22 protein-coding genes are annotated in these 22,704 nt (G+C 69.2%); 12 read left to right on the top strand and 10 right to left on the bottom strand.

Features of this window, described 5'->3' with window-relative positions; genetic code table 11:
- Nucleotides 1–38: 38 nt before the first annotated feature.
- The gene (locus ED92_RS41400; RefSeq protein ID WP_152610945.1) at nt 39–842 is read right to left on the bottom strand and encodes a helix-turn-helix transcriptional regulator; all 804 of its coding nucleotides are present in this window, start codon (nt 840–842) and stop codon (nt 39–41) included.
- Nucleotides 843–928: 86 nt separating this feature from the next.
- Here ED92_RS41400 and ED92_RS17655 point away from each other — a divergent pair, with 86 nt between their 5' ends.
- A complete protein-coding gene (locus ED92_RS17655) occupies nt 929–1,186 on the top strand; it encodes a hypothetical protein (RefSeq protein ID WP_037339305.1) in 258 nt (85 codons plus the stop codon).
- Between the two features lie 109 nt (nt 1,187–1,295).
- On the opposite strand, the gene eno is transcribed toward ED92_RS17655, so the two are convergent.
- Entirely contained in the window at nt 1,296–2,579 is a 1,284-nt protein-coding gene (gene eno, locus ED92_RS17650; RefSeq protein ID WP_037339303.1) for a phosphopyruvate hydratase, read from the bottom strand.
- A 229-nt stretch (nt 2,580–2,808) separates the two neighbouring features.
- Here eno and ED92_RS17645 point away from each other — a divergent pair, with 229 nt between their 5' ends.
- The 3 genes from ED92_RS17645 to ED92_RS17635 are packed head-to-tail and all read left to right on the top strand — an operon-like array spanning nt 2,809 to nt 4,828.
- Nucleotides 2,809–3,513, top strand: a complete 705-nt coding sequence (locus ED92_RS17645; RefSeq protein WP_037339301.1) for an ABC transporter ATP-binding protein — start codon at nt 2,809–2,811, stop codon at nt 3,511–3,513.
- Nucleotides 3,510–4,226, top strand: coding sequence for an ABC transporter permease (locus ED92_RS17640; RefSeq protein WP_037339298.1), 717 nt, complete (start codon nt 3,510–3,512; stop codon nt 4,224–4,226). The genes ED92_RS17645 and ED92_RS17640 overlap by 4 nt, the downstream gene beginning before the upstream one ends.
- Complete coding sequence (locus ED92_RS17635) at nt 4,223–4,828, top strand: ABC transporter permease (RefSeq protein ID WP_037339295.1); 606 nt, start codon at nt 4,223–4,225, stop codon at nt 4,826–4,828. The genes ED92_RS17640 and ED92_RS17635 overlap by 4 nt, the downstream gene beginning before the upstream one ends.
- On the opposite strand, the gene ED92_RS17630 is transcribed toward ED92_RS17635, so the two are convergent.
- The 3 genes from ED92_RS17630 to ED92_RS17620 are packed head-to-tail and all read right to left on the bottom strand — an operon-like array spanning nt 4,803 to nt 7,093.
- Nucleotides 4,803–5,498, bottom strand: coding sequence for a response regulator transcription factor (locus ED92_RS17630; RefSeq protein ID WP_037339289.1), 696 nt, complete (start codon nt 5,496–5,498; stop codon nt 4,803–4,805). The genes ED92_RS17635 and ED92_RS17630 overlap by 26 nt on opposite strands.
- Complete coding sequence (locus tag ED92_RS17625; protein WP_037339287.1) at nt 5,495–6,355, bottom strand: sensor histidine kinase; 861 nt, start codon at nt 6,353–6,355, stop codon at nt 5,495–5,497. The genes ED92_RS17630 and ED92_RS17625 overlap by 4 nt, the downstream gene beginning before the upstream one ends.
- A 27-nt stretch (nt 6,356–6,382) precedes the next feature.
- Nucleotides 6,383–7,093: a sulfite exporter TauE/SafE family protein gene (locus ED92_RS17620; protein ID WP_235213306.1), complete on the bottom strand. Its 711-nt coding sequence runs from the start codon at nt 7,091–7,093 to the stop codon at nt 6,383–6,385.
- 178 nt (nt 7,094–7,271) lie between these two features.
- Here ED92_RS17620 and ald point away from each other — a divergent pair, with 178 nt between their 5' ends.
- The 5 genes from ald to ED92_RS17595 all read left to right on the top strand — a co-directional run bounded on the left by ald (nt 7,272) and on the right by ED92_RS17595 (nt 13,320).
- Nucleotides 7,272–8,387, top strand: coding sequence for an alanine dehydrogenase (ald, locus tag ED92_RS17615; protein ID WP_037339286.1), 1,116 nt, complete (start codon nt 7,272–7,274; stop codon nt 8,385–8,387).
- A 64-nt stretch (nt 8,388–8,451) separates the two neighbouring features.
- Nucleotides 8,452–9,912: a PLP-dependent aminotransferase family protein gene (locus tag ED92_RS17610; RefSeq protein WP_037340277.1), complete on the top strand. Its 1,461-nt coding sequence runs from the start codon at nt 8,452–8,454 to the stop codon at nt 9,910–9,912.
- A gap of 104 nt (nt 9,913–10,016) precedes the next feature.
- Nucleotides 10,017–11,663 (top strand): amidohydrolase, encoded by a 1,647-nt coding sequence (locus ED92_RS17605; RefSeq protein WP_037339285.1) that lies wholly within the window; start codon nt 10,017–10,019, stop codon nt 11,661–11,663.
- The gene (locus tag ED92_RS17600; RefSeq protein ID WP_037339284.1) at nt 11,660–11,872 is read left to right on the top strand and encodes a DUF3311 domain-containing protein; all 213 of its coding nucleotides are present in this window, start codon (nt 11,660–11,662) and stop codon (nt 11,870–11,872) included. The genes ED92_RS17605 and ED92_RS17600 overlap by 4 nt, the downstream gene beginning before the upstream one ends.
- Nucleotides 11,872–13,320, top strand: coding sequence for a sodium:solute symporter (locus ED92_RS17595; protein WP_037339283.1), 1,449 nt, complete (start codon nt 11,872–11,874; stop codon nt 13,318–13,320). Before ED92_RS17600 ends, ED92_RS17595 begins: the two co-directional genes overlap by 1 nt.
- Here ED92_RS17595 and ED92_RS17590 read toward each other — a convergent pair.
- A complete protein-coding gene (locus tag ED92_RS17590; protein WP_052120649.1) occupies nt 13,317–14,555 on the bottom strand; it encodes a polysaccharide pyruvyl transferase family protein in 1,239 nt (412 codons plus the stop codon). The two genes, ED92_RS17595 and ED92_RS17590, sit on opposite strands and share 4 nt — an antisense overlap.
- Complete coding sequence (locus ED92_RS17585) at nt 14,552–15,067, bottom strand: OmpA family protein (RefSeq protein ID WP_081975832.1); 516 nt, start codon at nt 15,065–15,067, stop codon at nt 14,552–14,554. Before ED92_RS17585 ends, ED92_RS17590 begins: the two co-directional genes overlap by 4 nt.
- Before the next feature lie 399 nt (nt 15,068–15,466).
- On the opposite strand from ED92_RS17585, the gene ED92_RS17580 reads away from it, so the two are divergent.
- Entirely contained in the window at nt 15,467–15,664 is a 198-nt protein-coding gene (locus ED92_RS17580; RefSeq protein ID WP_037339279.1) for an antitoxin, read from the top strand.
- Here the strand turns inward: ED92_RS17580 and ED92_RS17575 are convergent.
- From ED92_RS17575 to ED92_RS17565, 3 genes are read right to left on the bottom strand one after another with little or no spacing between them, the layout of a single operon-like run.
- Complete coding sequence (locus ED92_RS17575) at nt 15,647–17,335, bottom strand: cobalt chelatase (protein ID WP_037339276.1); 1,689 nt, start codon at nt 17,333–17,335, stop codon at nt 15,647–15,649. The genes ED92_RS17580 and ED92_RS17575 overlap by 18 nt on opposite strands.
- Nucleotides 17,332–18,264 carry an AAA family ATPase gene (locus ED92_RS17570; protein ID WP_037339273.1) on the bottom strand — a complete coding sequence of 311 codons (933 nt, stop codon included), beginning with the start codon at nt 18,262–18,264 and terminating at the stop codon, nt 17,332–17,334. Before ED92_RS17570 ends, ED92_RS17575 begins: the two co-directional genes overlap by 4 nt.
- A 9-nt stretch (nt 18,265–18,273) precedes the next feature.
- The gene (locus ED92_RS17565) at nt 18,274–19,074 is read right to left on the bottom strand and encodes an IclR family transcriptional regulator (RefSeq protein WP_037339270.1); all 801 of its coding nucleotides are present in this window, start codon (nt 19,072–19,074) and stop codon (nt 18,274–18,276) included.
- Between the two features lie 144 nt (nt 19,075–19,218).
- Here ED92_RS17565 and xsc point away from each other — a divergent pair, with 144 nt between their 5' ends.
- Entirely contained in the window at nt 19,219–21,027 is a 1,809-nt protein-coding gene (gene xsc, locus ED92_RS17560; protein WP_037339266.1) for a sulfoacetaldehyde acetyltransferase, read from the top strand.
- A gap of 246 nt (nt 21,028–21,273) precedes the next feature.
- Nucleotides 21,274–22,638, top strand: coding sequence for an aspartate aminotransferase family protein (locus ED92_RS17555; protein ID WP_037339264.1), 1,365 nt, complete (start codon nt 21,274–21,276; stop codon nt 22,636–22,638).
- Nucleotides 22,639–22,704: the final 66 nt, after the last annotated feature.

The following is a 22,704-nucleotide window of genomic DNA, read 5'->3' as shown; positions in this document are numbered from 1 at the left end:
ATCACAGCATGTAGACGCCGCTACACACGGTCAAGGCGCTAGCAGGAACCTGCCTCGCGCGCTCGAAGCGCCCTAAATGCTCGCCACCGGCGAGCCGGTGGAGATCTCACGCGGGTGGCCAGATCGGCGATGTTCCAGCGGCGCTCGTGCTCGGCGGGCTTGGAAAGCGGCCGGTGGGGAACCGTGGCGATCAAGGTGGCGCCGTCGTCCGCCAGTCGGAGGGCGGAAGGCGGGACCTCGGTGGTGATCGTCGCCGCGAGGCGGGGAGCGGTGATGTCCTGCGTATCCCACAGGCGAATCACGCCGTCGCCTTCGGTGAGCGCGGCCCGTCGGCCATCGGTACTGCTGACTCGAAGGTCGCCCCGGATGTGGGTCGCCGTGTGCTGAGCGGACAACGGAACCGGTGCGGTCGCGGGGACCCGGTCGTCCGACGCGGCGGTGGTGAGTACGGCCAAGACGGCGAGGCAGGCGGCCGCGGCGAGGATCTCGGTGCGCCGGACCGCCCGGGCCGGGACGGTGGGCGGGAACCGTGCGGACTCGATCCTGTCGCCGCCTGTGGGCGCTGGAGATTCGGCGGACGACGCGACGTAGGCGTCGCGCCAGCGCTGTTCCCACTCGTCGGGGTCGGCACCACAGGCGGCGGCGAAGGCACGCGTGACCGGCAGCGTCGGTAGTTGTTTCCCGGCAGCCGCGGCCGCATGGGTGCTGGCCGAATAGTGCGCGCGCGTCGCCAGTTGTCGGTAGGGCGGAGTGCCCGCCTCCTGGCGTAGTCGCCGTAGCGCCGCCGCGAACTCGCAGACAACGCCGCCGTCGCTTTCCAATGGCCGCTCCGGCCTTGGCATGGCTTCACCCCTCGAATCCGTATCCGGATCGATCATCGCACCGTGTCGCACCACTTCGGCGAATGGTGAAACGAAGGGGGAGATCCATGATCATGCGAAGGTTCGGTCTGCTGATCGCCGCCGGTGCGGCGGCACTCGCGATAGCGCCGGGCGCGTCCACCGCGGAAGTTCTCATCGGTGGCTGGCACGGACCGTATCCGAATATCGGCGAGTGCGGGTATTGGACCAACGAGGAGGTGAAGCTCGGCCATCCACCGATGGTGCCGTGTGGCTATTACGCGTCCGATCCGGGCACCGGCAAGGACGCCGGAAGCGGGTTCTACTACCGGAGCAGCCATTACTGAGGGGGCGATGAACGTCCAGAGAATCTGGGCTTCGGGGAGGGGCTCGGGATGATCTGGTCGACGCGGGTGCCGGTTCCGCTCCGGGCGGAGCCGGCACCCGGCCGGTTCGTCAGCGGCGGCCGCTGAGCGTGGTGGAACCAGCGTAGCGGGCTTCGGTGCCGAGTTCCTCTTCGATGCGGATGAGCTGGTTGTACTTGGCGGTGCGGTCGGAGCGCGACAGCGAGCCGGTCTTGATCTGACCGCAGTTGGTGGCGACGGCGAGGTCGGCGATGGTGGTGTCCTCGGTCTCGCCGGAGCGGTGCGACATCACCACGGAGTAGCCGGCCTTGTGCGCGGTCTCGACCGTGGTGAGGGTTTCGGTGAGTGTCCCGATCTGGTTCACCTTCACCAGGATCGAGTTCCCGATGCCTCGCTCGATACCGTCGTTGAGCAGATTCACGTTGGTGCAGAAGACATCGTCGCCGACGAGCTGGACATGGTCGCCGATGGTGTCGGTGAGCTGCTTCCAACCGGTGAAGTCGTCCTGGGCGACACCGTCCTCAATGGACACGATGGGGTAGCGCGACGTCAGGTCGGCGAGATAGGCTACGTGCTCCTCGACGCTGCGTTTGCGTCCCTCGCCGGTGTAGTCGTAGACGCCGTCGGTGTAGAACTCGGACGCGGCCGGGTCGAGCAGCAGGGCGATGTCCTCGCCGGGGGTGTAGCCGGACTGCTCGATGGCGCGCAGTACGAACTCGAGTGCTTCGTCGGCGGAGCTGAGGTTCGGCGCGAAGCCGCCTTCGTCGCCCACGTTGGTGCCGTGCCCGGCTTCGCGCAGCGACGCGCGCAGGGTGTGGAACACCTCCGAGCCCATGCGGACGGCGTCGGCGAAGGTCTCCGCGCCGAGCGGGCCGATCATGAACTCCTGGAAGTCGATCGGGTTGTCCGCGTGCGCCCCGCCGTTGATGATGTTCATCATCGGCATCGGAAGCAGATGCGCGAACACGCCACCGACGTAGCGGTACAACGGAAGTCGCTTCGAGGCCGCGGCGGCCTTCGCCACGGCCAGCGAGACGCCGAGGGTGGCGTTGGCGCCGAGCCGAGCCTTGTTCGCGGTGCCGTCCAGTGCGATCAGCGCGCGGTCGACGTCGAGCTGGGCTTCGGCGTCGAGCCCGGCGACGGCCTCGGCGATCTCGGTGTTGACTGCGTCGACGGCTTTGCGGACACCCTTGCCGTGGAAACGGGTCTTGTCGCCGTCGCGCAGTTCGACGGCTTCCTTGGTGCCGGTGGAGGCGCCCGACGGCACGGCGGCCCGTCCGAGCGAGCCGTCCGCGAGTTCGACGTCGACCTCGACGGTCGGGTTGCCCCGGCTGTCGAGGATCTGACGACCGTGGACGCGGATGATCGCGGTCATGTGCACTCCTTGCCTGGTCGCGCCGCCCCCGGTGAGCAGCGGGACGTCCGCGAGGCTAGCAGAGAATTCCTGAATCGATCCCGATCTCTGACCAGGCAAATCAGGTCATGACGTAGGCCCCAGGGCCGACTGGCACCAGTCAAGATCGGTCCTCGGTCCGACGCGAGCGGATGCCCGGCCGGGATGGACTGGCGAGCGACGTGATCAAGCTCGACGGGAAGAAGACCTGATGATCCAGTTCGACCGGCTCACCAAACGACGAGGATCGGCGACGATCCTTTCCGACGTCGGTTTCGAAGCGCGCCCAGGCCGTGTGACCGGCTTCCTCGGGCCCAACGGCGCCGGGAAATCGTCGACCCTGCGGATCCTGCTCGGGCTGGACCGGCCGACGTCGGGAACCGCTCTGGTCGACGGCGTTCCGTTCGCCGGGCTGCGCGATCCCCTGCGCAAGGTCGGCGCCGTACTCGACGGCTCGGGAGCACATCGCTCGCGCACCGGCCGGGCTCATCTGAACTGGGTCGCCGCGGCGGGCGGCATCCCGCGCGGCAGGGTGGACGAGGTCCTCGCGGAGGTCGGACTGTCCGCCGCCGCGGGCAAACGCGTCCGCGGCTACTCGCTGGGGATGGGGCGGCGGCTGGCCCTGGCCGCGGCACTGCTGGGCGATCCCGAGGTGCTGGTGCTCGACGAACCGGTCAACGGCCTCGATCCGGAGGGCATCCGCTGGATCCGCGGTTTCCTCCGTGCGCGGGCCGCGGCCGGGCGGACCGTCCTGCTTTCGAGTCATCTCATGGGAGAACTGTCGGAGACGGTCGACGACGTCGTGGTCATCGACCGCGGCAGGATCGTCGCGCGGGGAACACTCACGGAAGTCGTCGGCGGGCACCGAAGCCTGGAGGACGCCTTCTTCGCGCTCACCACGGGGGCGGCGCGATGAGGGCCTATCGGGGAGAACTGCGCAAGCTCGCCTCGCTGCCGTCTGTCTGGGCCGCGGTCGCGATCGGCGTACTGCTTCCGGCGGCTCTGACGTTCCTCAACGCGAGGGCGGCGGCCAGACGCGGCGGCAACGTGGACCTCGGGTTCCAGGAACTCGCGTTCGGCGTGGTGGGCGCGATCATCCTGGGCGTCGTCGCGGTGAGCAGCGAATACACCACCGAAGGGGAGAACGCCGGTGGCGGACGCCAGATCACCACGAGTCTCACGGTCGTGCCGTCCCGGTGGCGCTTGCTGATCACGAAGCTGGCGGCGATGATCACCGTGGTCGCGGCGCTGGCGACGGTTTCCTCGGCCGTCACCCTCACGATCGTCGAAGCGCTGGGCGTGAGCGATTTCGTGCGCCTGCCCGGAGTCGTCCTCTACTGGGTGCTGACCGCCCTGCTCGCGTCCGGCCTGACGTTGTTGACACGCAACGGAATCCTGCCGCTCACCGTGCTGATCCTGAACACGTCGGTGGTCACGGTCACCTACCTGCTCACGAAACTCACGCCGCTGGCCGCGTTCTTCCCCGACCTGGCCGGATTCCGGATGTTCATCGAGCGGGTGGAGCTGCCCGTCCGGCTCTCTCCGGTCACCGGGGGCCTGGTGATGACGGCCTGGGTCGCGGCGCTGCTCGCCGCGGGCTTCCTGGCTTTCCGCGGGAGGGACGCGTGACGGGCGGCCGGGCACTCCGGGCCGAGATCCTCAAACTGCTCAGCCTGCCGGCCACGTCCTTCACCCTGTTCGGCACCTTGGCGGTTTCGGCGATCCTCGCGACCGCGTTCGCGCGACAGGGCGTCTCGCCCGTCGGCTACACCCAAGCCGGGTTCCTCGTCCTGGGTGTCATCGCGGTGACGTCGGAGTACGGCGGAGGCCAGATCCACCGGACCCTGACCGCCATGCCACGCCGGATCACCTTGCAGCTGGCCAAAATGGGCGCACTCCTGATCGTGGCCGTTCCGGCGGCCGTCCTGACCGCGCTGGCCGGTGGACCGTGGTCCGACGTGGTGGGAGCGAGCGCCTACCTCGCACTCACCACGGTCTTCTCCGCCGCCGTCGCGACGGTCGTGAGGTGGAGCGTCCCGGCGGTGGCCGGGCTGCTCGGGTACTACTTCATCGCGGGCCCGCTTCTCCGTGACCGGGGCACTTTCGCGGACTACCTGCCGGACGCCGCGAGCCACGACGTGCGCTCACTCGGCGGCTCGGCCGTCGTGCTGGTCTGGGCGCTCGTCGCGGTGGGGATTTCGGCGATCACTTTCCACCGGCGGGACGCTTGACCGCGCGCGGGGCCACCAAGCCCAGGTCGTACGCCGTGATCACCAGCTGAGCGCGGTCGCGGGCCGAAAGCTTGCTCAGGAGCCTGCTGACATGCGTCTTGACCGTCTTGACCGAGATGGTCAGCGTCTCGGCGATCTCCGTGTTGGACAGCCCGCGGCCGACGAAGGTGAGGATCTCGATCTCCCGCTGGGTCAGCCCGGCAGGCGGGGGCGGGCTGCGGTGCGGCGGCGTCGTGACGTAGTGCTCTATCAGCCGGGTGAGGATGGCGGGCGCGAAAAGGGATTCGCCGCTGTGCGTCCGGCGGACGGCGGCGAGAAGCTCGTCCGGTTCGGTGTCCTTGAGCAGGAAACCACTCGCTCCCGCGCGGAGCGCGCCGTAGACGTACTCGTCCAGTTCGAACATGCTCAGCACGAGGATCCTGGTCCCGGCCAGGCCGGGGCAGGCGCCGATCTCCTGGGTGGCCACGATCCCGTCCTGGCCGGGCATGCGGATGTCCATCAGCACGACGTCCGGGCTCAGCCGCCGCGCCATTTCCACAGCTTGGATCCCGTCCTCTGCCTGTCCGACGACGACCATGTCCGGCGTGGCGTCGATGATGATCGCCAGGCTGTGTCGCAGCAGCCGCTGATCGTCGGCGAGCAGGACCCGGATCGGTGGCTGTTCGGTCACCGGCGTGCTCCGTCCGGAAGTCGTGCGGTGAGGCGGAATCCGGTCCCGGCCGGTGCCGCGTGCAGCTCGCCGCCGAGGATCTCGGCACGTTCCCGAAGTCCTGCCAGGCCGTGGCCGGCCCCGGTGGCGGGGGACCAGGCACTTCGCGGCCCGTCGTCCTCGACGGTCACGACGATCGTGTCGCCCTCGCGCCGCAACCCGACGCGAGCGGTCGTCGGTCCGGCGTAGCGAGCGGTGTTCGCGACGGCTTCGCGGACGATCTCGCAGACAGTCGCTTGTATCCCAGGGGAAACGTCCCCGAGTTCGCCGACGTCCAGTCGCGGTTCGAGGCCCAGCGGGCGGACGGCCTCGACGATGGCGGGAAGATCCGACAGGTTCAGCACAGGCCGCAGCGGCGCGCCGCGCTCATCGGGGTCGCGAAGCACAGCCAGCATGCGCCGGAGTTCGGTGACCGCGTCCCGGCTCGTCCGCTCGATGTCGGCGAGCGCCTGTTCGCGCTCCGCTTCCCGGACTTCTCCTTGAACCCGCCGTGCCGCACTGGCGCGCAACGTGATCACGCCGAGGCCGTGGGAAACGATGTCGTGGAGTTCCCGGGCGATCCGGAGCCGCTCGTGTTGCGTGGCGTGCTCGGCCGCCCAGCCGGTGAGGCGGGCTTCGTAGTCGAGGCGCCGCTTGCGCGCGCGGACCACCGTCCACGTCGTCACGCCGATGGCCGTGGCCACGACGAGAATCGGCACGACGACCGCGCCGGGACCGTTCGCGCCGACGGCCAGCAGCGCGACCGCGGCCACGACCAGCACCGCGGAGGCGACCAGCCACGCACGCGATCGCCATTCGGGGCGGTCCGGCGGTGTCATCACCGGCCATCGTATTACCGGCGGTGCTCAGGCCGCGTGCGCCAGCGTCAGCGCGCCACCCGCCGCCGAAAGCAGCAGGACGGACCAGCGGACGGACCGTTCGCCGACCCGGCGGCTCAGCGCCCGTCCCAGCAGATCGCCGGCGAGCGCGGCGAACGCGACCGCGAGGAGCACGCTCACGGGCACCTCCACCCAGCCGAGACTGGGCAACGCGACCAGGCCGAGCAGGAAGAAGTAGATCGACAACGTCCCGCGTGTCTCGTCCGCGCCCCAGCCCGCGCTCGCCCCGTACACCGCCACTGCGGGACCGGAAAGCCCGGCGACGGAGTTCATCGCCGCGCTCAGCACGCCCGCGCCGACGGCGGCCGTTCTGCCCGCCAGCCGTCTGCTGGTGACACCGCTCGCCAGCACACCGACGGCGAGGACACAGCAGCCGCCCGCGGCGAGCAGCAACGGCCGTGCCGGGACATCGCGGACCACGAGCGCGACGACCGGGGTGAACACCACCGCGGGCACCGTCAGCCACGCGACCTGCGTCCACCTGATCGCCCGCCAATGGGTGATCGCGACCGCGAGATAGACCGGGAAGCCGAGCAGCAGGGTGAGCCGGACGGCGTCGAGCGGGCCCAGCGCCAGCGCCAGGAACGGTACGCACAGCAGGGAAAGCCCCATCCCGGAAAGGCGCTGGGCGACGACCCCGGCCGCCGCCGCGAGCGAGGTCAAGGCCAGGGTTCCCACGAGTCCATTGTGGAGCCGGGCGCGGAGTGGCGGTAGTCGTCGCTTGGCGAAGACGTCATAGCCCAGCGCTATGAGCGGCGAACTGGACCCGTCGAACGCGCGGGTTCTGGCACTTCTGGCCGTTCCAGCCGTGCCGCACGCTCAGCGTCACTGCCTTTGGAACAGACGGGAGCGTGAGATGAAGATCGGTGTCCCTCGTGAAGTCAAGAACCACGAGTACCGGGTCGCGGTGACGCCCGCGGGCGTACACGAGTTCACTTCGGCCGGGCACGAGGTGTTCGTCGAGCGCGGAGCGGGCGAAGGGTCCTCCGTGCGCGACGAGGACTACGCCGCCGCCGGCGCGAAGGTGCTCGACAGCGCCGACGACGTCTGGGCGACCGGAGACCTCGTGCTCAAGGTCAAGGAGCCGATCGCCGAGGAGTACCACCGCCTGCGCCGCGATCAGCTGCTGTTCACCTACCTGCACCTCGCCGCGAGCGAGCCGTGCACGCGGGCGCTGCTGGACGCGGGCACGACGTCGGTGGCGTACGAGACGGTGCAGCTGCCGAACGGATCGCTGCCCCTGCTGTTCCCGATGAGCGAGGTCGCCGGACGGCTGGCCCCGCAGGTCGGCGCGCAGACGCTCATGCGCGCCAACGGCGGGCGCGGGGTACTCATCGGCGGTGTCTCCGGGGTGGCCCCGGCGCGGGTGGTCGTACTCGGCGCCGGTGTCGCGGGGATGAACGCGGTCGCCGGCGCGGCCGGGACCTGGGCCGACGTCGTCCTGTTCGACAAGAACGTCGACAAGCTCCGTGCCGCCGACCGGATGTACCAGGGGCGGATCCGCACCGCCGCGGCCAACGCGTATTCGATCGAAGAGGCGGTGGTCGAAGCCGACCTCGTGATCGGCGCGGTGCTCGTGCCCGGTGCCAAGGCGCCGAGCCTGGTGTCGAACGATCTCGTGTCCCGGATGAAGCCGGGCAGCGTGCTCGTCGACATCTCGGTCGACCAGGGTGGCTGCTTCGAGGACACGCGGCCGACGACGCACGCGGAGCCGACGTTCCAGGTGCACAACTCGGTGTTCTACTGCGTCGCCAACATGCCCGGCGCCGTTCCGCACACCTCGACGTACGCGCTGACGAACGTCACGCTGCCATACGCGCTGGAGCTGGCGAACCACGGTCTGTCCGGCGCCGTCGCGCGGTGCCCGGAGCTGCGCGGCGGGGTCAGCACGGTCGACGGCAGGCTGACGTCCGCGCCGGTCGGCGAGGCGCTCGGAATCGGCTCCGTTTCGCTCGACGACGTGCTCGGCTAGGTGGTGCGGGCCGGGATCCGGAGTTAGGTTCAGATCCCGGCCCGTCGCCGAAAGGGAGGTGCCGTTGCCGCGAACGTTGATCGAAATCGACCGGACGTCCACCGAGCCGCTCTACCGGCAGGTGCGGCGCGCCATCGAGCACGGCATCGCGATCGGCACGTTCGATCCGGCGCACCGGCTGCCGAGCTCGCGGGAGCTGGCCGCCGAACTCAGCGTTTCCCGCAACACCATCAATCTCGCCTACCAGGAGCTGGTGGCCGAGGGGTTCGTGGAGAGCCGCGAGCGCAGCGGGCTGTTCATCAACGCCGAGATGCGGCCGCACTGCGCGGTGCAGGAACGCGGCACCAGCCCGGCCATCGACTGGAGCGCGCGGGTGCGCCGGTATCCCGACGCCGGGGTGCCGCATATCGAGAAGCGCCCGGACTGGCACACCTATCCGTACCCGTTCCTCGCCGGTCAGGTGGATGTCACCGCCTTTCCCGCGCGCTCGTGGACCCGCTGCCTGCGCGACGCGCTGTACCGGCCGCACGTGTTCCCGAGCCTGCAGGACAGCGTCGGCTCCGACGACCCGATGCTGGTCGACCTGATCTGCCGTCAGCTGCTCACCGCGCGGGGGATCGAGGCAGACCCGTCGGAGGTCCTGATCACCGTCGGCTCGCAGCAGGGCCTCGACCTGCTCTGCCGCGCGCTGCTCGGGCCGGACAGCGTCGTGGCGATGGAGAACCCGGGATACCTCGACGCCCGGCACATCTTCCTGCGCACCGGCGCCGGGCTGCGCGGCGTGGACGTCGATCAGAGCGGCCTGCGCCCGCCGGACACGCTCGACGGCGTCGATCTCCTGTATCTCACCCCGAGCCACCACCACCCGACGAACGCGACGTTGAGCATCGGCCGCCGACGAAGGCTGCTCAGCCTCGCCGCGAGTGCGGGCACGGTGCTCGTCGAGGACGACTACGACAGCGAATTCCGGTACCACGGCAGCCCCACGCCCGCGCTCAAGGCGCTCGACGGCACCGGAGACGCGATCTACCTCGGCACCTTCTCCAAGTTCCTCTCGCCCGGCCTGCGGTTGGGATACCTGGTCGGCCCGCGCGAACTGGTGCGGGAGCTGCGGGAGATCCGGCGATACGTGCTGCGGCATCCGCCCGGTCATCTCCAGCGGGCGCTGGCGTTGCTCATCGACAGCGGCGAGTACCACCGTTCCCTCCGCCGGTATCGCACGAAACTGATGCGGAAATGGGAGGCGACCTGCGCCGCGGTCACCGAACACCTGCCGTGGACGCAGACGGCGTATCCGCCGGGCGGGGTCAGCCTCTGGATGACCGGACCGTCCGAACTGGACTGCCGGGCGCTGATGGAACGAGCCGAGCGTGACGGCGTCCTGATCGAGCCCGGCGACATCTTCTTCGTCGGGGACGACCCGCCGAAGAACCATTTCCGGATCGGGTTCGCGGCCGTCCCCTTGCGCGACATCGACCCCGGCATCCGTCTGCTCGGTGAGGCCTGCCGCGACCTGATCGCGTAACTGGTACCACCGCGCCGGACCGTTCTGGACCTGTTCAGGCGGCCAGACGTGCCGCAGTGTCTGGGGATCGCTCGTGAGCCAGGACACGTCGCCAGGAGGTCCGTGTGGTGGAGTTCGTTCGAGAAGCCGATTTCGTCGCGTTCGGTGGCACCGTGCTCACCCTGGACGCGGCGGGGAGACGGGTGCGCGCGCTGGCCGCGAGCGGCGGCCGGATCACCGCGCTGGGTTCCGAACGGGAGATCTCCCGGCTGATCGGCCCGGAGACCACCGTGCTCGACCTGGCCGAGCGCACGGTGATCCCCGGTTTCGTCGAATCCCACAACCATCCGGCGTTCTTCGGGATGACGCTGGCCGCGCCGGTCGACGCCGGCAGCCCGCCCAACGACACCATCGCCGACATCGTGGGCCGGGTCGCGCAGGCGGCGAAGGAGCTGGGCCCGGGGGAGTGGATCCGGGGTTTCCGGTACGACGACACGCTGCTCGCGGACGGCCGTCATCCGACCCGCGCGGACCTCGACCCCGTCTCCGGTCGCAATCCCGTGGTGCTGACCCATGTCTCCGGCCATTTCTGTACCGCGAACTCGCTCGCCCTGCGCGAGGTCGGGATCACCGCCGAGACCCCGGACCCGCCCGGCGGGCTCATCGTGCGCGACGCCCGTGAGGAGCCGACCGGTGTGCTCGTGGAGACGGCGGCCTTCCTCGTCACGTCCCGGCTGCCCGGGCAGAGCGCGGGCGAACTGGCCGATGCCCTCCTGCTGGCGGACGAGGAGTACCTCGCCAACGGCGTGACCTCCGTGCACGACACCGGTATCGGGCTCATCGGCGGAGCGGCGGAACTGGAGGCGTACGCGCTGCTGAGGCGCGCCGGGAAGCTGCGGGTCCGGGTGCGCGGCTACCTGTTCGACGGTCTGCTGCCCGGCCTCGGCGAAGGCCGGCCGGAATCGCCGGAAGCCCAGGTGGACGACAAGTTCGCGATGACGGGGGTGAAGATCGTCGCGGACGGTTCGATCCAGGGCAAGACCGGCTGTCTCGCGGAGGGTTACACCTGCGCTCCGGACGAGCACGGCATGATGCTGCTCGAACCCGCCGACCTCGGCCGCCGGATCGCCGCGCTCGACGCGGCGGGCTGGCAGGTCGCCGTGCACGGCAACGGCGACGCGGCGATCGATGCGATCATCGACGGCTACTCCCGGCTGGGCTCGCCGCGGGGCACCGGCAGGCGGCACCGGATCGAGCACTGCCAGACGGTGCGCGAAGACCAGCTTGACCGGATGGCCGCCCACGACGTCCTCGCGTCGTTCTTCATCAAGCACGTCTACTACTGGGGAGACCGGCATCGCGACGTCTTCCTCGGGCCCGCGCGGGCGCGGCGGATCAGCCCGCTGGTCTCGGCCCGCTCGCGCGGAATCCATTTCGGACTGCATTCGGACACCCCGGTGACGCCGGTGCCGCCGCTGGAGGGGATCTGGTGCGCGGTGCGCCGGATCACCAGGCAGGGCAAGGTACTCGGCGCCGAACAGGCCGTGGACGTCGACGCCGCGTTGCGCGGTTACACGATCGACGCCGCGTATCTCGCGGGTGAGGAAGACGTCAAAGGCAGCCTGGAGATCGGGAAACTCGCCGATCTCGCGGTGCTGTCCGGCGATCCCACCACGGTCGACCCCGACCGGATCCGCGAGCTGACCGTGGACGCCACCGTCAGCGGCGGCGAGATCGTCTGGCGGCGCGAGACGACGGGAGCACGACGATGATCCGCAGCTGGCCGAGTGTCCTCATAGGACTATTCGTCCCCGCTTTCGCCCTGCTGGCGGGAATTCTGCTGCTGTCCGGATCAACGGCGTCGGTACTGGGCATCCCGGTGCTGTTCTTCTGGGTGTTCTGCTGCTGCCCGCTGACCACGCTGTGCCTGTGGATCAGCTGGCGTTTCTTCGACCGCGCCCACTACCCGGAGGACGACTGATGCTGATCGCGATCGTGGCGGTGGTGATGGCGGGCTCGATCGGGCTCGCGGTGTGGGCGGGACGGTCCACCCGGGGCGGCGGGATCTCGGAATTCCTCGTCGGCGGCCGGTCGTTCCCGGCGTGGCTGGTGTACTTCCTCGCGGTCGGCGAGGTGTACAGCATCGGGACGATGATCGGCTTCCCGAGCGGGATCTACGCGCACGGCGCGAGCTACGGGATCTGGTTCCTCGGCTACATCCTGCTCGCGTACTCGCTGGGCTACTTCCTGGCCCCGCTGGTGTGGCGGGCGGCGAAACGGTACGACGCGATGACCGTGCCCGACGTGTTCGGACGGCATTTCGGCAGCAGGCGGCTCGAGCTGATCACCTGTGTGACGATGCTGATCGCACTGGTCCCGTGGGGGCAGTACCAGTTCATCGGGCTCCAGGTGGTGCTGAGCAATCTGGGGCTGCGGCTGGATCCGGTGCAGTGCGTGGTGCTGGCGGGCATCGTGGCGTTCGTCTACATCGCCGTCTCCGGCGTACGTTCGCCCGCGTTCGTTTCGATCCTCAAGGATCTCTTCATGCTGCTCGGCGTCGTGCTCGTCGGGGTGGCGGTCGTGATCGCCGCCGGCGGCACCGCGAAGGTCAGCGGACCCGAGGTGCTCAGCGCGGCGCAGACCACCATGGGCGGCTCGGAACTCACGTTCGCGATGACGACGATCCTCTTTCAGAGCATCGTGTTCTACCTCGGCTTCGGTGGCGCGTACGTGTTCCCGGCCCGCTCCGAACGCGCGGTGAAGAGCTCGACCGTGTGGATGCCGATGTACATGCTGATCTACCCGTTCCTCGTGCTGGCCGCGTACTACGGCGTGCGCGCGCATCCGGACCTGAAGAACCCGAACACGGTGTTCATGGTGACGGCCAAGGGTTTGCTGCCCGACTGGCTGCTGGGACTCGTCGCCGCCGGCGCCGCGCTCTCCGGTGTGCTGGTGCTCGCGGCGACCGCGCTCACCATCGGCGGCATGGTCTGCCGCAACCTCGCGCCGAACGTCCCGGCCGCGGCGCAACGACGGTGGACGGTCGTCGCGGTGGCGAGTTTCCTGGTGCTGGCGGCGGTCCTGACCCTCGTCGCGTCGACGTTGATGCTCACGATCCTGAACCTGACCTACAACCTGCTGGCCCAGGTCGTCCCCGGCTGGCTCGCGATCCTCTTCGTGCGCCGGGTGCGGACGGCCGCGGTCGCCGCCGGGATGATCGCCGGGGTGCTGACCGCGATCGCCCTGTACGTCACCGGCGCGACCTTCGGCGGGTTCAACGCGGGTCTGGTGTCGCTCGGGGTGAACCTGGCCGTGGTGGTGGCCTGGAGCCTGGTGAAACCGGACGTGGCGCGGGCGCCGGTGGCGCGATCGGCCGAGAGCGCCCCGGCCGCCGAGGCGGTCCCGTCACTCAGCACGTCATCCGGTTAGCTTGACCGGGTGCGCCACGAGCGCAGGGCGAGGCGCCGCGTCGCGGGCCGGACCTCTTCGATCACTTGACTCCCGTACACCGCCGTCGCGACCGAGCGTTTCAGGTCACGGCAGCGCCTGAGGACGTGCGGCGGGAACCCGGTACCGGTCGGCCGGTCCGGGGTTCCGCCCTCCTCGGCGTCGAACGACGTCCAGCCCGAGCCGAGGTCGATGAGGCTGCGGTGCTTGGTCGTGTAATACCCGCGCGACACGCTGAACGCGAGACCGCTCGCGCCGGCCGCGGCGGCGACGAGATGCAGGTGGTAGCGGCTGGAGATCCAGGTCTGCCCGGGCGCCAGCGGCAGGCCGTGACGCCAGATGTCCCGGAACGGGTGGAATTCGGCACCGGCGAGTTCGTGTTCCAGCAGCGCCGGAACCGCGCGGTCGACGCGAGGAATCCCTTCGACGACGGCGAGTTGCTCGGGGTGGACTTCCCAAGCCCGCAACAAACCCAGCACCTGGGCGGCCAGCACGGACGGCTCGAAGGCGCCGATGTCGGATTGGACGCACAGCACGAATTCGCGCGCCTGCGCGGCGGGTCTCTGCTCGGGTGGTTCCAGGAAGACGTCGTCGCACGTGCGGACGACCCCCGGCAGTAGTTCGGCCGACGGATCGTCGCGGACGTCGACGACGTCGAAACGGTCGGCGAGCGAGCGGAGGAGGTCGGTGGCGCCGGGCGGGAACGGCGTCAGTCCCTGCCCGGTCATGGCGGTGCGGGCCCCTGACCGCCGGGCGGCGGCCGCGGCGCCTGCGAGCAGTCCGATGTGCCGCGGCCACAACGCGTTGAGGTAGCCGCCGCCGATCAGGTGCAGCACGTCGGTCCGGCCGAGCAGGTCGATGCCCGCGTCCCAGCGTGGCGCGAGCCCGGGGTCGTTCACCGCCGACTGCACCCAGTTCGCGACCTCCCACGGATCGTCCGACGGCGCTTCACCGCACAGCCGCCACAAGGTGTCCGTGCACCGGAGGCGCGGGTGCAGATCGTTCAGCAGCAGTTGCGCGGGCCCCGGCGAGTGCGTGTCGAGCCAGACGTCCGCCTCCGGCTCGGTCCGCGCCAGATACCGGAGCCAGGTCGCCGCGATCAGCTCGTCGCCGAAATTCGGGAAACCGCTCGGGCCGATCAGATAGTGGCAACGGCGGGGACGCGGTGCGCGGGCGGGGGATTCGCTTCCCCCGCCCGCGCTTCCGTCGAAGGTCACTGCGCGACGGTGATCTGCGTGTCCAACGCCTTGTCGCCCTGCGTCTTTTCGTTACCGGTCGCTTCGGTCTTGACGCGGTCCTTGGCCACGCCCGCCCCTTCGAGCGCGGCGGCGATCGCTTCCGCCCGCTTTTCGGAAAGGGTCTTGGACTTTTCCGCGTCGGGATAACCCGCGTGCGTGGCGACGGCGATTTTGACGTCGTTGCCCTGCATGGCCTTGGCGATTTCGCCGAGGGTCGATTTGCTCTTTTCGGACAGTTCCGCACTTTCCGTGGTAAAGGTGATCGGTGACTGCTGCAGCGCCTGCTGGATCGCGGCGGTCACCTTCTGGGCCGCCTCGCCACCGGCCTGGCCCGCGTCGCCGGTTCCCGCTCCCGACGAGGCCGAAGCGTCGGCGCCGGAGGACGGCGCGCCCGCCGCACTCGAAGCGGTTCCATTCGTGCCAGAAGACCCAGCCGCACCGTTTTCGCCTTCGGAGCCGCACGCGGCCACGAGGCCGGCCACGATCGCCACGCCCGTTACCGTTCGGGCAATTGTCCTGCGCATGAAGTTCGAACTCCCTTTGGCCGTCTCCGCATTGGCTGACGCCAGGGATACGAACACGAAAGGACTAAAAGCGCCAACCGCGAGCGAGTGCGTCCCTCGGCCGTCGTCCGCGGCCGAAGTGCGGATAAATCGCTTCGACCAGGAAACTCGTTACAACCATGAGCCGGTGAAGAGATCGGCAAGTCCACCCGAGTGAGCGACCGTCAGCGTCGTCTCTTCCCGGTCGAGGCGGATTTTCCTTACCTGGTCGAAGGAAAACGCGCCGGACTCACCCACCCGTCGCCCCCGAGTTGCCCCGCGACGCGAATGCACTTTGATGGAAGACAGGCGCCGGATCGACGGCGTACCGAAAAGTGAGGAGTTCTCATGGGTATCGACTTCGAAGGCATGAAGGACAAGGTGAGCGGCGAACACGTCGACAAGGCCGCCGATTTCGCGAAGTCCCGCTTCGGTGAACACTCCGACAAGATCGACTCGGCCGCCGACAAGGCGAAGGACTACCTCGGTGAGTCCGGTGGCGAGCAGCAGAACGAGGGCCAGCAGGATTCACCGCAGGGCCAGTAATCCGAGGACGTCGCGGAACGGCGCGTACCCGGACGTGACCGAAGTGTCGAGCACTCGCGAGCGGCGGTAGAAGGGGCTGAGGTCGAGGCCGACGCCGACCCCACGGATCTCGACGGTGCTTTCCTCCCGCAGCACCGTTTCCCGCAGATGCTCGTCCAGGTAATGAGGATCGTTCGCCAGGCTCGTCGCGCTGTCCATGGGGCTGCCGTCGGAGAGGACGAGCAGGATCCGGCGTGCTTCGGGTCGCGCGCGCATCCGGGCGCAGGCCCAGGCCACCGCCTCGCCGTCGATCCCTTCGCGGAACAGATCGGCTTTCAGCAGTGCGGCGAGATCGGGCCGTGCCCGCCGCCACGGCGTCTCGGCGGCCTTGAACACGAGGTGGAGTCGTTCGTTGAGCCTGCCGGGATGCCGTGGGCGTCCGGCCCGGATCCAGTCCCGCTTCGGCCTGCCCCCGTTCCAGCCGCCGGTGGTGAACCCGAGCACTTCACAGGTCGCCCCGGCGAGTTCGATCGAGCGCGTGAAGAGGTCGACCAGCGCGGCGACGGGTTCCGCGTGCGCGGTCATCGAACCCGAGCAGTCGATCAGGAACGTCACGAGTGTGTCCGCCACCGGTTCGATCCGCTCGGTGCGGAAGATCCTCCGCTCCGTGGGGAAACTGATCAGCTGCGCCAGGGTCCGGCCGTCGAGGAGCCCTTCCTCCTGCGCGCCGTCCCAGCCGTCGCGGGCCGGTTCGGCGAGCACCGCCTTGAGGTCGCGTGCCAGCCGTCCCGGCCCGACGCCCTGCCTGCCGACGCGCCGGTCGAGCCGCTCGCGGAGTTCGGCGAGCATCGCGGGGCGGACCAGCTCCGACGCCCGCTGTTCACGGTCGTACGCGGTGGTGTGAATCCGGTACGCCGCACCGGATTCACCCAACGTCCGGCTGGTGCCCGCGGTCGCGACGGGAATCTGTTCGCCGTGGCTCTTGTCGAAGTCGATCACGAGGCTGAACCGCGGGTCGGTGGGATCGCCCTCGTTCTCGGCGTCCTGCTCGGTCCCGGCGAGCAGTCCGCCGGTCGTGCGGGCGATCGCCAGCGCGTGTTCGGCGAACGCCTTCTGGTCCGTCCGGTGTCGTCGAAGTCCGGCGAGGTCGTGACCGAGAGAAGGCGCCAGCGCGAATCTGGTCGCTTCGATGAGATCCTCGGTCTCCTCGACCACCGGTTCGCCGGTGATCCGAGACCGGCAGATCTGCGCGACGGTGTACAGGAGCAGTCCACGCGCGGTCTCGGTCAGCCCGGACCGGTGGAACTCCAGTGACCAGCGCAGATGACGCAGTCGCAGGTTCCGTCGCATGCCCGGCATGTCCGCGGGCGGGAGCGACTCGACTCGGAACTGTTCCAGCAGCTCGAAAATCCCGCGTTCGGCCGGGTCGGGCGGGCACAGGCTCCGGTGCAGGCCGGCGTCGGAGGACGTCAAGCGCAGTGCCATCCCGTCCGCGATCCCGCGGGACGACACCAGATCGTCGTCGGCGGACTGACGCAGATGCGGCGCGTGCAGGGGGAGCGGCTCGCGTCCCCGATGCAGCCGCCGCGCCCGGAAATGCAGGGCCGGGTCGCCGCTGAGCGCCCGGACCGCGGCCGCGCACAGTTCCTCGACCTGCTTGCGGCGCCGGGTTTCCGCCTGCCCGGCGGTCATGCCGAGAGCAGGTGGAGTTCGTCGTCGAAGCAGCGCTGGAAGTACTCCGCCACCAGGTCGCGCTCGGCTTCGTCGCATTTGTTCACGAAGGACAACCGGAAGGCCGTCGCCGGATCACCGAAGATCTCGATGTTCTCCGCCCAGGTGATCACCGTGCGCGGGGACATCAAAGTGGACAGATCACCGGCCTGGAAACCCTTGCGGGTCAACGCGGCGACCGCGACCAGGGACGCCGCCAGGGATTCCGGGATGCCGGGCACCCTGGCCCGCACGATCGCGATCTCCTCGGCGGCGGGCAGGTAGTTCAGCGACGCCACGATGTTCCAGCGGTCGATCTGCGCGTGGTTCAGCCGCTGCGCGCCGTGGTAGAGCCCGTTGAGGTTGCCCAGCCCGACCGTGTTGGCGGTGGCGAACAGCCGGAACGACGGATGCGGCCGCAGTACCCGGTTCTGATCGGTGAGGGTGAACTTGCCGTCGCGTTCGAGGACCCGTTGCAGCACGAACATCACGTCCGGGCGTCCCGCGTCGTACTCGTCGAGCACCAGCGCGACCGGCCGCTGCAACGCCCACGGGAGGATGCCCTCCTGGAATTCGGTGACCTGCTTCCCCTCGCGCAGCACGACCGCGTCGCGGCCGACGAGGTCGAGGCGGTTGAGGTGACCGTCCAGATTGACCCGCACACACGGCCAATTGAGCCGCGCGGCGACCTGTTCGATATGGGTCGACTTCCCGGTGCCGTGAAGCCCCTGCACCAGCACGCGGCGGTCGCGGGTGAACCCGGCGAGCAGCGCCAGCGTCACGTCCGGGTTGAAGCGGTACGCCTCGTCGACCTCGGGGACGTGCTCGGTGCGTTCGCGGAACGCGCCGACGACGAGATCCGAATCGATGCCGAAGACGTCACGTACCGGGAGCCGAAGCTCGGGGATCATGAGAACTCCTTACGACGGAACACTTTCCGGTTCGGACCCGCCCTCGGCGTCGACGCTGCTGATCGCCTCGGCCGCGCGCTGAAGCGCGGGGAGCGTCTGCAGGGCCTTGTCCGGCGTCAGCCGCATGACCGGCGCCTGCACGGCGACGCAGAGGTTGGCGCGCCCCGGCACGAGGACCGCGACGCACACCAGACCGGGCAGGAACTCCTCGTCGTCGAGCGCGAACCCGTCCCGGCGGACGCGGGTGAACTCGGCCTCGAGCGCGTCGAGGTCGGTGATGGTCTTGTCGGTGTACCGCTTGAGCGGCGCGTGCGCGAGCAGTTTCCGCCGCTGCGACGGGCTCATCTGCGCGAGGATCATCTTGCCGCTGGCCGAGCAGTGGATCGGCACCCGCGAGCCCGGCCGGAGGTAGAACCGCAGCGGCTCCGGGGTTTCGACCCGGTCGAGGTACACGATCTCGTTGCCGGACAACGTGGTCACGTTGCAGCTCTCGCCGAGTTCGTCGACGAGGTGACGCAGGACGGCGTGCCGGGCGCCGTGGTGGGTGGCGTTGAGGAGCAGGTTCTCCGCGAGCCGTCGCAGCCGGTGACCGGTGCCGTAGTGGCGCCCGTCGGCCTGCCGGATCAGCAGACCCGCGCCTTCGAGCTGTTGCAGCATGCGGTGCAGGGTCGGTTTCGGCAGGCCGGTCTCCTCGACAAGACCCTGCAGGGAGACCAGCTGGTCCTTGGCGGCGATCAGTTCGAGCAGGGAGAACAGCCGCATGGTCGGCGTGTCCCCGTTGATCGGATCCGGTTCGCGAAGCAGCTCCATGTTCCGAAAAGTAGCACACAGCGTCTCGGTTTCCAGAATCTGGCGTTGACGCTGGACGGTTGGCGTCCTATCGTCGGTCGCATCCTGATTTCAGGAACGCCACGTACCGATTTTTGTAAATCTCGCCTGTCGAAGGAGCGGAACATGACGGAACGGAAGACGGGTGACGGCCGCGTGGTCGTCAGCGGCCGGAAGAAGATGACCCCGTCCGAGGCCTTCGTCGAGACGCTCGTGGCGAACGGCGTCACCGACATCTTCGGCATCATGGGGTCGGCGTTCATGGACGCGATGGACATCTTCGCGCCGGCGGGCATCCGGCTGGTACCGGTGGTGCACGAACAGGGCGCCGGGCACATGGCCGACGGTTACGCCAGGGTGAGCGGCAGGCACGGTGTCGTCATCGGGCAGAACGGCCCGGGTATCAGCAACTGCGTGACCGCGATCGCGGCCGCGTACTGGGCGCACAGCCCGGTCGTCATCGTGACGCCGGAAGCGGGCACGATGGGCACCGGCCTCGGTGGCTTCCAGGAGGCCAACCAGCTGCCGATGTTCCAGGAGTTCACGAAGTACCAGGGGCACGTCAACAACCCGAAGCGGATGGCCGAGTACACCGGCCGCTGCTTCGACCGCGCCCATTCGGAACTCGGCCCGACGCAGCTCAACATCCCGCGCGACTTCTTCTACGGCGAGATCGAGGCCGAGATCCCGGAACCCGCCCGGCTCGACCGCGGCCCCGGCGGCGAACGGAGCCTCGACGAGGCCGCCGCGCTGCTGGCCACGGCGGAGTTCCCGGTGATCATCTCCGGCGGTGGCGTCGTGATGGCCGACGGCGTCGAGGAGTGCAAGGCACTCGCCGAACGCCTCGGCGCGCCGGTGGTGAACAGCTACCTGCACAACGACTCGTTCCCGGCGAGCCACCCGCAGTGGTGCGGGCCGCTGGGGTACCAGGGTTCCAAGGCCGCGATGAAGCTCATCTCGCAGGCGGACGTCGTGATCGCGCTCGGTTCACGGCTCGGCCCGTTCGGCACCTTGCCGCAGCACGGCATGGACTACTGGCCCAAGGACGCGAAGATCATCCAGATCGACGCCGACCACAAGATGCTCGGCCTGGTCAAGAAGATCACCGTCGGCATCTGCGGTGACGCCAAGGACGCGGCGGTCGCGCTGACCAAGCGGCTGGCGGACCGGACGCTGGCCTGCGACTCCACAAAGGACGCTCGCGCGGCGAAGATCAAGGCGGAGAAGGACGCGTGGGAGGCCGAGCTCGACGCCTGGACGCACGAGACCGACCCGTTCAGCCTCGACATGATCGCGGAACAGGAAGGCGAGGAGGGCAACTGGCTGCACCCGCGGGAAGTGTTGCGGGAACTGGAGAAGGCCATGCCGCCGCGCGTGATGGTGTCGACCGACATCGGCAACATCAACTCGGTCGCGAACAGCTATCTGCGCTTCGAGGAACCGCGCAGCTTCTTCGCGCCGATGAGTTTCGGCAACTGCGGCTACGCGCTGCCGACCATCATCGGCGCCAAGGCCGCGGCGCCCGACCGGCCCGCGATCTCCTACGCCGGCGACGGCGCGTGGGGGATGAGCATGGGCGAGATCATGACCGCGGTCCGCCACGACATCCCGGTCACCGCGGTGGTGTTCCACAACCGGCAGTGGGGCGCGGAGAAGAAGAACCAGGTCGACTTCTACAACCGCCGGTTCGTCGCGGGCGAGCTGGAGAGCGAGAGCTTCGCGGGGATCGCCAAGGCGATGGGCGCGGAGGGCATCGTCGTGGAGAAGCTCGACGAGGTCGGCCCCGCGTTGCGACGCGCCGTCGAGGCGCAGATGAACGAGGGCAAGACCACCGTCGTCGAGATCATGTGCACCCGCGAGCTGGGCGACCCGTTCCGCCGGGACGCGCTGTCGAAGCCGGTGCGGTTCCTGGAGAAGTACAAGGACTACGTGTAGGGCTCGTTTTGCGCGTGAAGGCCCCCTTTCCTCGGCTCAGCCGCGGGAAGGGGGCCTTCACGCGCATCGGGGGAGGGCTGCGGGGAGGCGTCGGTCCAGTTGGTCGTGAGTGGCGATTCGGGTTCTAACCCGAATCGCCACTCACGACCAACTGGACCCATCGAACGTCGCCGCTCTGGTGCTGGGCCGGTGCCAGCCGGGTTGCGAAAGTCAAAGCACAGACTCGTGTCTCGAAGGAGGTCTCCGGTGGACGTCACCCAGCTGCGAGCGCAGGCTCGACGGCATCTCGGCCCGCACTTCACCCGCAAGGACACCTGGGCCTCGGATTTCCCGGTGTTCGTACGCGGCGAGGGAAGCTACCTGATCGACACCGAAGGACGCCGTCATCTCGACGGGCTCGCCGGGCTCTTCTGCGTCAACATGGGCCACGGACGGGCCGACATCGCCGCGGCCGCCGCCGACCAGGTCGGCACCCTGGCCTACGCGAGCAACTGGGGTTCGGCGCATACGCCCGCGATCGAGGCCGCCACGCTGCTGGCCGAACTGGCCCCGGGCGACCTCGGGACGACGTTCTTTGTCAACTCCGGCTCGGAGGCAGTCGAAACGGCGCTCAAATTCGCCCGGCAGTATCACCGCAGCCAGGGGCAGCCCGAGCGGACGAAGATCATCAGCCGCGACATGGCCTATCACGGCACCACCATCGGCGCCCTCTCGGTGACCGGGCTCGCGAAGATCAAGGAACCGTTCGGCCCGCTCATGCCCGGCGTCCGCCACGTGCCGAACACGTTGGGCCTGCTGGGAGACTGCGGCCCGGCGTCCGAATTGGACTGTGTCACCGCGATTGAGCGGGTCATCCTCGAAGAAGGGCCGGAGACGATCGCGGCGCTGTTCGCCGAGCCGGTGCAGAACGGACGCGGCGCGCTGGTCCCGCCGAAGGGGTACTGGCCCGCTTTGCGCGCGCTGTGCGACAAGTACGGCATCCTGCTCGTCTCGGACGAGGTCATCTGCTCGTTCGGCAGGCTCGGGCACTGGTTCGGGCACGGGCTCACCGGCGTCGTGCCGGATCTGATCACCTTCGCCAAGGGATCGACGTCGGGGTACGCGCCGCTCGGCGGGGTGATCGTGCGCGAGAAGCTGGTCACCGAGCTGTACGACTCCCCGAAGGGCGGCGTCTTCACCCACGGCGCCACCTGGGGCGGGCATCCCGTCGCCACCGCCGTCGCGGTCGCGAACCTCACCGCGATGCGGGACGAGAACGTGCTCGGCAACGTCCTCACCGAGGGCCCGGAGCTGTTCGCCGCGCTGAACTCCCTCAAGTCCGCGCACCGCTGCGTCAAGGACGTCCGCGGCACCGGGTTCTTCTACGCCATCGAGCTGATGGCCGACCGCGACAGCGGCCGGGAGCTGACCGACGCGGAGTCGCTGAAGGTGCTGCGAGAGGTGCTTCCGGAGGCGTTCCGGCGCACGGGCGTCATCCTCCGCGGCGACGATCGCGGCGCGACGATGCTGATGATCTCCCCGCCGCTGGTCGCCGACCGCGAGGTGCTCACCGAACTGCTGCACGGCGTCGACGCGATGCTCAACGACGTCGAGAAGGCCGTCCAGCCCTGAACCAGCCGTTTTCACCCGGTGGGGGTCGCCGTCTTCCGGCGGCCCCCGCTTCGTACGTGGAGGTAC

The organism is Amycolatopsis sp. MJM2582 (assembly GCF_000754115.1).
In the GTDB taxonomy this organism is placed as follows: domain Bacteria; phylum Actinomycetota; class Actinomycetes; order Mycobacteriales; family Pseudonocardiaceae; genus Amycolatopsis; species Amycolatopsis japonica.
This window is presented reverse-complemented; position numbering and strand designations above follow the sequence as displayed.